Annotated in this window: 8 protein-coding genes; 7 read left to right on the forward strand and 1 reads right to left on the reverse strand. The window is 36.4% G+C overall.

The genetic code is table 11. The annotated features are described in order from the left end of the window. Nucleotides 1-115 precede the first annotated feature (115 nt). Genes QZT26_RS14865 through QZT26_RS14880 form a run of 4 tightly spaced genes read left to right on the forward strand, consistent with a single transcriptional unit; the run spans nt 116 to nt 6,086 of the window. Nucleotides 116-454 (forward strand): TIGR02391 family protein, encoded by a 339-nt coding sequence (locus QZT26_RS14865; protein ID WP_295103276.1) that lies wholly within the window; start codon nt 116-118, stop codon nt 452-454. A gap of 3 nt (nt 455-457) precedes the next feature. Next, on the forward strand, nt 458-2,149 hold the full coding sequence (locus QZT26_RS14870) for a site-specific DNA-methyltransferase (protein WP_295103264.1): 1,692 nt from the start codon (nt 458-460) through the stop codon (nt 2,147-2,149). A gap of 3 nt (nt 2,150-2,152) precedes the next feature. Beyond that, nucleotides 2,153-4,429: a DEAD/DEAH box helicase family protein gene (locus QZT26_RS14875; RefSeq protein WP_295103266.1), complete on the forward strand. Its 2,277-nt coding sequence runs from the start codon at nt 2,153-2,155 to the stop codon at nt 4,427-4,429. Nucleotides 4,430-4,436: 7 nt separating this feature from the next. Continuing rightward, nucleotides 4,437-6,086 carry a TIGR04141 family sporadically distributed protein gene (locus tag QZT26_RS14880; RefSeq protein ID WP_295103268.1) on the forward strand — a complete coding sequence of 550 codons (1,650 nt, stop codon included), beginning with the start codon at nt 4,437-4,439 and terminating at the stop codon, nt 6,084-6,086. A 391-nt stretch (nt 6,087-6,477) separates the two neighbouring features. Here the strand turns inward: QZT26_RS14880 and QZT26_RS14885 are convergent, their stop codons facing one another. Then, nucleotides 6,478-6,672, reverse strand: coding sequence for a tyrosine-type recombinase/integrase (locus QZT26_RS14885; RefSeq protein WP_157820436.1), 195 nt, complete (start codon nt 6,670-6,672; stop codon nt 6,478-6,480). 276 nt (nt 6,673-6,948) lie between these two features. Between QZT26_RS14885 and QZT26_RS14890 the strand changes: the two genes are divergently transcribed. The 3 genes from QZT26_RS14890 to QZT26_RS14900 form a co-directional block, all read left to right on the forward strand. Then, nucleotides 6,949-7,416 carry a hypothetical protein gene (locus QZT26_RS14890; protein WP_099324666.1) on the forward strand — a complete coding sequence of 156 codons (468 nt, stop codon included), beginning with the start codon at nt 6,949-6,951 and terminating at the stop codon, nt 7,414-7,416. A gap of 101 nt (nt 7,417-7,517) precedes the next feature. Beyond that, a complete protein-coding gene (locus QZT26_RS14895) occupies nt 7,518-7,937 on the forward strand; it encodes a hypothetical protein (protein ID WP_164994512.1) in 420 nt (139 codons plus the stop codon). Between the two features lie 532 nt (nt 7,938-8,469). Continuing rightward, nucleotides 8,470-8,662 (forward strand): transposase (locus tag QZT26_RS14900; protein WP_295103273.1); only part of this gene is annotated, 193 nt, incomplete at its 3' end.

Below are 8,662 nucleotides of genomic sequence, written 5' to 3' on the forward strand. Positions count from 1 at the left end.
TTCATTTAAAAAGGGTAAAATATCGTTGATTTTTTCTTTAAGTTTTTCGGTAGACATAAAAACATTTTAGCCGATTCCAGAATATATTTCAATCCAAAGTTGTAAATGTTATTATCTGACAGCCCCTCATGTTAAAAAATTATTGAATGACGGGCATTATTTTAACGCCGTAGAAGAATCTTATAAAATTGTAAGAGAAAAATTAAAATCCATAACAGGAAAAGAAAAAGCTCACGAAGCTTTTAATGAAAATAATTACACCACAATTTTTGGACATAAAGCAAAAGATGATGTTGAAAAAGATTTTTTTGAAGGAGTTAAGTTTTTACATATGGCTATCCAAAAATTGAGAAACGAGAAAGCACATACTCCAGCCAATGAGTTAGATAAAAATTTGGCAATTCATTATATTGTTTTGGCTAGTTTGGCTTATGATTTAATAACGAGAAAATAATCCATGTCAGAGAAAGATTTAAAAAAAGAAATATTGGAGTTAAAAGCTCAAATTAGAAAGCTCAAGAAAAATAATCTCGGGTTGGTTTTTGAGGATAAAACGGAAGATGTTGTTGAGCAATCAAGGGTCAAAGTGCCTGTTCTGAAAGAAATCGTTAAAAATCGACTTGATTTGAGCGAAGAATATCCAAACAATTTGATGATTGAGGGCGATAATTATCTTGCGCTTTCAGTTTTGAACTATACGCACAAAAAGAATATTGATCTTATTTATATTGATCCACCATACAACACTGGTGCAAAAAATTGGAAATACAACAATAATTATGTGGATAAAGACGATGAATACCGACACAGCAAATGGCTTTCATTTATGCGTCATCGTTTAACTCTTGCAAAGGAATTATTAAAAGATGACGGCGTTTTGATTTGCGCCATTGATGAAAATGAACAAGCGCATTTAGGCGTTTTGATTGAGCAGTTATTTCCCGCTCATGAACAACACATGATTACAATTGTTCACAATCCGCGCGGTGTGCAAGGTACAAATTTTTCTTATACGCATGAATATGCAATTTTTGTGATTCCTAAAGGATTAAAAACAATTGGCGATAGAGTAATTGATGAGGGCGAAATTAGCTGGAGAGGATTAAGAGATAACGGAGGGGAATCACTTCGAACCGACGCCCGAAATTGTTTTTATCCGATTATAGTGAAGAACGAAAAAGTTATTGGCTTTGGTGATGTTGTTCCAGAGAATATTCATCCAAATCGTGAAGAAGAAAAAAAGGAAGGAACTTATATTTATCCAATAGATAACGACGGCGTAGAGAGAAAATGGCGTTATGCTCGCCAAAGCGTAGAAAAAGTAAAACATTTGCTTCGTGTTATAAACGGCAGAGGAAATAAAGAAATTCAAATTGGTAAAGATTTTGGGAAATATCGAACCGTTTGGATTGATAAAAAATATGACGCCAATGAGTATGGCGCAAAACTTTTAAGAGAGATTGTTCCTAAGTCTGATTTTAATTATCCAAAATCATTATATACAGTTTATGATTGTTTATTTGCCGCGGTTGGCGAGCGACCGCACGCAAATGTTTTAGATTTTTTTGCTGGTTCAGGAACAACAGGGCATGCTGTTTTAGAAATGAATAAAATTGACGGCGGAAATCGCAAATTTATTCTTTGCACAAATAACGAAAATAATAATGGTGGGAATGGCGGGATTGCCGATTCCGTGTGCTATCCAAGAATTAAAGCTATTATAAAGGGTTATAAAAACAAGAAAGGTGAAAAAGTTGAGGGTGTTTCAAGCAACCTTTCCTATTATCAAACCGATCTCGTAGATATTGAACAAATCCACAAAGTGCCAGATGAGGCAAAAATTCGCACAACCTATCAAGCCGGAGAAATAATTGCGGTTCGCGAAGATACATTGAATGAGGTTGAAAAAAATGAATGGTGGCAAATTTTTGAAGGAAATAAAAAAATAACCGCAATTTATTTTAAAGAAGATAAAACAAAACTTGAAGATTTGATTGATAAACTGGAAAAGAAAAATTTGCCTGTTGCTCTATACATTTTTAGTTGGGGTAAAAACGAATACAAGGGCGAATATTCATCACAAAATATCAGGGTCGAGGATATTCCCGAACCAATTATTGAGGTATATAAAGAACTAAATCGTTTATAAAATATGTTTGCATTAAAACCATTTCAAGAAACAGCAATATCACAGCTCAAAAATGAGTTTCTTTCGCTTTGGAAAGAGCCAAATTTTAATATACCTCTTGTCTTAAAATCGCCGACTGGTTCGGGAAAGACAATTATGCTCGCTCAATTTTTGCGGGATATTGTGTCCGATCCTCGTTTTGAGGGCAACGACACAGCTTTTGTTTGGTTTTCTTTCAGTGAAGATTCATACCAACAAAGCAAGAAAAAACTTTTTGAATATTACGGGGGTGCTTCTGAACTTGACTTGATTGATCTTAACGACTTATCTCGTGGCAAGCTTCGCAAAAATGATGTCTTTTTTATAAACTGGCAAAAAATCAAAGGACGATCAAAAGAAAGCCGAAAACTTCGCCGTGAAAATGAGCAAGGATTGACTTTTGATAACTTTATAAACGAAACGCACGAAGACGGACGCAAAATTGTTGTTATCATTGACGAGGAACATATCGGCTCTGATACTGATCTTGCTCTTGAAGTCGTGGAAGGACTTATCAAGCCGAAAATTACGCTTCGTGTTTCAGCTACGCCGAAATATATTCCTACTCGCGCCGATACTGCTGGATATGTGGAAGTAAACCGCGACGCTGTTGTTGAGGCTGGGCTTATCAAAGAAAAAATCGTTTTTCAAACCGAGGAAGATTTGGAACAAAAATCACTCAAAAAATTGGATCAAGATGAAATGCTTTTGGAACTCGCTTTTAATAAGCGAAAAGAGCTTATTGAATTATATAAAGATGTCAAAGCAGACATAAACCCGCTTGTTCTTATTCAATTACCGAATGACGATCAGGCAACAAAAGAAACAAGCGACACGACCAAACAAACTATCGTGCTTGAATATTTGAAACGCAAAGGTGTGAAAGACGATAAAATCGCCGTTTGGCTTTCAAAAGAAAAAGAGAATCTCGAAGATTTAGAAAAAAGCAATTCGTCGGTTTCATTTTTACTTTTCAAACAAGCCGCCGCAACAGGCTGGGATTGCCCTCGCGCGGGCGTGCTTGTGATGTTTAGAGAAATAAAGAACCCTACATTTGCCATTCAAACAGTCGGGCGTATTCTGCGTATGCCTTTTGCAACGCACTTTTCTCATCCAGAGCTAAATATCGGCTATTTATATACAAATTATAAACGAAATGAAGTATTAGCAGAATACGCAAAATCAAAGACAGAAAACCGCCCAGCGATAAACGGCAGTTATCGCAAGAAAAATATAAAGCCTATTAAATTGGAATCAGTCTTTATGACCAGAGCCGATTATAACGATCTTGGCGATACATTTCAGATTACATTTCAAAAAGTGGCAGATAAAAAACTTGATACTAAAAAGCTAAATCTAAAACCGAAAATCACTAATGGCTTGATTGTGGGTGTTGAAATTGATGATTATGACAATTTCACCAAAGAGCTTTTTGAGGAAGGTGGAAGTCATGACGAAGAAATGTCTCGGCATGATCTTGAACGGCTTTATAATTTGCTGTGTTTTAAGATAATTGCCAAGCAAGCAGATGAAAATAAAAAATTTGCGCCTGAGCGTTCTTGGGGTAAATTAAAAACCGCGCTAAATGTTTATTTAATGAATAAACTCAAGGCTGATCGCGGTGAAGTTTATAAAATCATAGTCAATGATTTAGCCAGTCCGGCAAGCGAGCTTGCTCCAATTATCGGCGACGCTTTACTTTCATACCGCCCCGTTCGCGAGAAAGAAGTAAATAAAAAAGCCGCTCGCGCCAAGCGTATTGAGCGTATTGATGTGCCAAGAGACGCTTTATTTTTCACTGATTTATACGAAAAACTGTCTGTTAAAAAATCAGCAATGGAGCCGTTTTGGATTGAAGGCGGAATGTTTGGGGGCGTGAATGAGAAGAAATTTATTGAATTTTTAGAGTCATCTAAAAATAAAAATATCGCATGGTGGCATAAAAACGGCGATTCAGGAAGCGAACATTTTTCTATTCCTTATTATAACCCTGATGAAAATCGCGAAAAACTTTTTTATCCCGATTGGATTATTCAAACAAAGAATAAAGTATACATTGTTGATACTAAAGCGGGCTTTACTGCTGAAAGCAAAGACACAAAGTATAAAGCTGAGGCGTTGCAAGTGTGGCTAAAAAATAAAAAAGGCTTTGACGGCGGTATTGTTGTGCAAGATGGACCAAATGGCTGGAAAATAAACTGCAAAGCAAAATATTCTTACGACAAATCATTGAAAGGTTGGGATATTTTAGATTTAAACTAATAAAACTATGAGCGACGTGCCGACAAACAAACTTTCAATATATCTAATCAAGGATTCCTACTCCGATCATCAGAGTATTCTTAAGAATTTCGATAAACTTACGAAAGAAGAGATTAAAGACGGCACGGATACATTCGGTACTTTATATTTCGGAGATTCGCACCTATTTGAGCCGTCATGGATAAAAGATTTTTTTGGTTCAAGCTTTGAAAATAATAAAGAGCAAAACGCCCAAGACGAGAATAGAAAATTGAAATTATTTAACGCAAGCTCAAAAGCCGTTTTATTGATTGAACATCAAAACAGAGTTTTTGCTATTCCGTTTGGTTATGGGTGGAATTTACTTAATCATGGCGTGTGGGAGGAACGGTTTGGTCTGAAAACGACGCTGAACACTGTTGACGCAAATAATTTACGCCGAATAGATAAGAAAAACATGTCGTCTATACCAAAAGATACAAGCGAACAATTAAGCCGTGAGGGTATAGCTGCTGATTTTGGAATTGATATCGAGCAGGATTTAATCCAGTCAATTACGGGAAAATCCAAAGAGGAAACTTTTGGAAAAAGCATAACAGGCAAAGATGCTTTAAGTGTTTCTGTAAAAGTTAATCTAACCGGGATAAAAGAATTTTTGGAAAGTTGTTATCAAAAGTATTTGAGCGATGATTACAAAAAAGATTTTGGTTGGATTGATCAAATTGCAGAAGTGAAAGACCCAACTTTAACTGAAACATTGAACGGCAAACTAATTGAAAATATCAAAAATAATGAGGTTGAAAAAACATGGATGGCTGTGCCTGAACTTGTGGATTGGGCGGATGTTTTAGGATTTTCTTATAAAAATAGTACAAGAGATACTTCAAGACAAGACGATATATGCTTGCCCGACTTTCTTAATTCATTATCTGATGACGATAAAAATGATTTGTCGGTGGAAACTTTGAAAAGAAAAAAGATATTTTGTTTCAATGCACAAAACGATCAAATTAAACATCAATGGTCAGCATATAATTGTTTGTACTGCGAAACAAATGATGACAGCAATGAAAAAACATATCTGTTAAGTAACGGCAAATGGTATGAAGTAGAGAAAGATTTTTCTAAACAAGTAGATACTGATTATCAGGAACTTAGAAGTCAGACACCTTCTTTTACTTTGCCGTCATACCAACATAAAAACGAAAATGATTATAACGAAAAAATTGCTCAAAACGATAATCAATTTTGTTGTATGGATAGAAAAAATATCAGTCACGGGGGCGGTTATAGTAAAATTGAATTCTGTGATCTTCTTACGAAAGATAAAAAACTTATCCATGTTAAACACTATGGCGGGTCATCTGTTTTAAGCCATTTGTTCTCACAAGGAGTTGTATCTGGTGAGCTTTTTATAGCAGACAAAGATTTTCGGCAAAAAGTGAATGAAAAATTATCTGATTCTCATAAAATTAATAATGTCGCGGATAGACCCAAAGCTTCCGATTATGAGGTAATTTTTGCTATAATAAGCTCGTCTGACAAAGATTTGGAAATTCCGTTTTTCAGTAAAGTTAGTTTGAGAAACGCAAGACGAAGACTGGAAACTTATGGATACAAAGTAGTTTTACAGAAAATTAAGGCAGAAAAAAAGGAACAAGACGGAGCAGAGGACTAAACCCACCCTCCACCCTTTAAATTTTGTAGCCCCGCAAAAAAATCGGGCGAAGCCCGAAAAGCAAAAGGGCAAAAAGGAAGGGGGTCTGGGGGAAGGAATTTTTGCCCTTTTGCGATTAAGAACAGAGCGTTTCCGCTTTTCTCTGATTAAGAGAAACACAAAACAGAAAAAATTTCTTTTCCTTTTAAAAGAAAAAATTGCGCGCGAAAAAATTAAAAAATGTAGAGAAATTTTTTCTGTTTTGGTTTGCCGTAGCCCCGCAACGGAGCGCGGGATAAACTCCGCGGAGGCAAGCGGAAACGCACCTCATTCTTGTTCAGGATTTTCTTTGAAAAAAGTTCGGATTTCGTTCAGAATACGGAGCCAATCTTAATTATAGGCAGAACTCCAATTACTGAGGTTCTGCCTTTTTCATTAGATACGTTGCAAAGCTACGGCGAAACGTATGAGTTGCAACACGTTTACAAATTTTTGCATCCTGTACCGCCCTTTTTATCGCAACCTGCACACGCATTTCATGAAAATGATACCGCCGTATCTCCTTTGTATCCGGAACGGTGGTGGATTTTTCGCCAGGAAAAACCACCGCCAGACCAATTCTTTCGCGCAGTTTTTATATTTTTTTTCAATGGAATCAAACATAAAAGCGCCACCACAGCCTGAATCCAGTTTTTTTGATGAAGATTTTTTACCCGTTCAGATATAATATCGTGACACTTCCCCTATTAATACGGCCGAGGCATAATCCAAAATTCAGGAAGTGTCCCTCATATCATACGATTTTTTGTTGCTTTTATTAAAATTAGGAATTCTTTTTCTATACTTTTACCATGAAATTTTGAGAGGATACGAAGAGAGGATAATGATTATTTCAAGACATCATAACAATAGTGATGAGAAAAATCACATTTCTCCGAGTCACTTTTTTTTAAACGACAAGGAGAAAACAAAAATTAACTGGTTTCTGTTTGAGTTCGCGCAGGGATTTGGTCATTTCCTTGCGAAAGAGAAACGATTAACGGAGAAGTTATATCAAAAGGGAATAGATAATCTCCGGTTAAAAAATTTCTGCATTTATTACGCAAAACACCTTAAGAAGGTTATTCTTGATAAACTGGAAGGGCGGATCGCCAATGTCAGATTGGGACACGAGGCAATTGAGGAATTTTTTCCTGCTATCGGAGATAGACTTGTAGATAAGTTATTGACGATTGCTGCCAAAGCATGGGATTCGCTAACAGAAGCATGTGTGGTATGTCCGATGCGGTGCATATCAGAAAGGAATGAACGGGCATCAATGTTTGATGATCCATATTATTACAGAGAATAGCTTTGGCTAGAACGGCAAAAAGCGCCGCCGTTGATTTTGGTAGTTAGGCTTAGAAATAGTCGTATTCATTTATAATTTGTAGTCACAGCCAAGGAGGTTCAATGTTTAACGAGAAAATGTTCGGCGAAATGAGAAGAGCAGGTATGGGTACTGGACTATCTAAAGCCAAACTGTCCGAAGCTATGTTGGAAATTCTCTTACAACTTCCTGCGGGAACTAAGAACTTCAAAGAGACCATAGTCTACAATATGGGATTGTTGGGCCAAATGTCTGCTACACGCGATATCAATGAAGCATGGAATCAAGTGAAAAAGAGGGCGGCAAAACTCTACCCGGAAAAATTCATTCTAGCTGACCGAAATAAACTTCACTGGAATGATGGTTCTGTAAAGGTATTGGACAAAGAAATCTCTACAGGAAATTTCAAAAAGCTTAATAAATTGGCTGACATCGAGAATTGCAGCGTCGATAAACTTATATCTAAACTTATAAAATACTATGAAAAAGGAAATCTAAAATAATCTTTAATGCCTGACGACTATTCATTGGAATAATAAAGCGACATTCCCCCCTATTGATGCAGCCGAGGCATAATCTAAAATCAGGGAAGTATCCCTCAATTTCCTTAAAAACCCAACCCAATTTATTTTACCTGCCATCAATACCCTTTACTCCCAAAAACAAACCCTGCCGAAAATCCTCCAATATCCGCGTCTCCTCTCCGGAATAATCTTGAACCATTTCCTTATATTCCCTGTTTTTTGTTTTCCGGGAATTTAATAAAAAACACCTATATCCTCAACCGGCCAGGAGATAGTTTCCCATAAACATATACTGTGTGGCTACTCCATTGGTAATCTATCAATCGTCTTGAAATACCTCTGAGCGTATAATTTTCTAAAAATTGAATTTGAACAAGGTGCTACAATCCCTTGTTCAATGCACATGCGATTTTTTTATGTTTCGAAAATCTAATTGTGTTTTGCTTCAGACGGAAATGGAATTTCTCTTATTGAAATAAGCTATACATAAACTATTTCAAAGGAGGGAAAAATGAAAGAAGTAAGTATGAGAAAAAGGTATCTACCGGAGAAACGAGTGGAGATAATGAAGCAACATTTACTTGAAAAGAAAACACTCTCGGATGTGTGTGACGCTAATGGTATTCATCCAACCATGTACTATCGTTGGCTGAAGGAATTGCTGTCAAATGCCGTATACGCCTTTGGAAAAGGGAAGGACGGGG

Source organism: uncultured Candidatus Kuenenia sp. (assembly GCF_900696675.1).
Taxonomy (GTDB): domain Bacteria; phylum Planctomycetota; class Brocadiia; order Brocadiales; family Brocadiaceae; genus Kuenenia; species Kuenenia stuttgartiensis_A.